This window comes from Curtobacterium sp. MMLR14_010, assembly GCF_001865015.1.
GTDB lineage: Bacteria > Actinomycetota > Actinomycetes > Actinomycetales > Microbacteriaceae > Curtobacterium.
Map to the genome: position 1 here is coordinate 1,182 of NZ_MJGV01000043.1, position 808 is coordinate 1,989.

Sequence of the window (808 nt, forward strand, 5' to 3'; positions counted from 1 at the left end):
TGGATCAGGTACAGGTCGACGTGGTCGAGGCCCAGGTTGCCCAGGGTCTCGTCGATCGACCGGTGCGCCTCGTCGTAGCCGTGGTGGCGGCCCGGCAGCTTCGACGTGACGAAGAGCTCGTCCCGCGGCACGTCGGACTCGCGGACCGCTCGGCCCACGGCGTCCTCGTTGCCGTAGTTCAGCGCGGTGTCGAGCAGGCGGTAGCCGCTGGCGATGGCCGTGCCGATCACCGCGGCACCCTCGTCGCCGTCGAGCGAGTAGGTGCCGAGGCCGAGCACCGGCATGCGGTGCCCGTCGTTCAGCTCGACGGTCGGGGCGAGGGGCGCACCGGACGTCATCAGCGGACGCCGAGCAGGTCGATGACGAAGATCAGGGTCTTGCCGGAGAGGAAGTGTCCGCCGCCGGCCGGGCCGTAGGCGAGCTCCGGCGGGACGACGAGCTTGCGGCGCCCGCCGACCTTCATGCCGGGGATGCCCTCCTGCCAGCCGCGGACCAGCGCTGCGAGCGGGAAGTCGATCGGCTCGCCACGGCCCCAGGAGCTGTCGAACTCCTCGCCGGACTCGTACTCGACGCCGGCGTAGTGCACCTTCACGGTCGAGTCGGCGGACGCGACGTCGCCGTCACCCTCGACGATGTCGGTGATGACGAGGTCGGTGGGGGCGGGGCCCTCGGGTGCGTCGAACTCGGGCTTGCTGTTCAGGTCAGTCATGTCGGCAAGTCAACCAGACCGCGCACCGAGCAGACGCAGGGGTCCTCCAGGCCGCAGAATGGTTCCACCGTGACACCACCGACTCCCCCGCAGGACACG

2 protein-coding genes are annotated in these 808 nt (G+C 70.4%); both read right to left on the reverse strand.

Translation table 11 applies throughout. The features are described from left to right. Window positions 1-338: aldo/keto reductase (locus BIU98_RS08560; protein WP_139200637.1), on the reverse strand; the 338-nt coding region annotated here is incomplete at its 3' end. Next, window positions 338-709: an FKBP-type peptidyl-prolyl cis-trans isomerase gene (locus BIU98_RS08565; RefSeq protein WP_071274820.1), complete on the reverse strand. Its 372-nt coding sequence runs from the start codon at window positions 707-709 to the stop codon at window positions 338-340. The genes BIU98_RS08560 and BIU98_RS08565, both read right to left, overlap by 1 nt. Window positions 710-808 lie beyond the last annotated feature (99 nt).

What these genes read in the sequence shown, in the direction of transcription:
- BIU98_RS08565 (WP_071274820.1), bottom strand. Translation starts at nt 709, where the DNA reads ATGACTGACCTGAACAGCAAGCCCGAGTTCGACGCACCCGAGGGCCCC.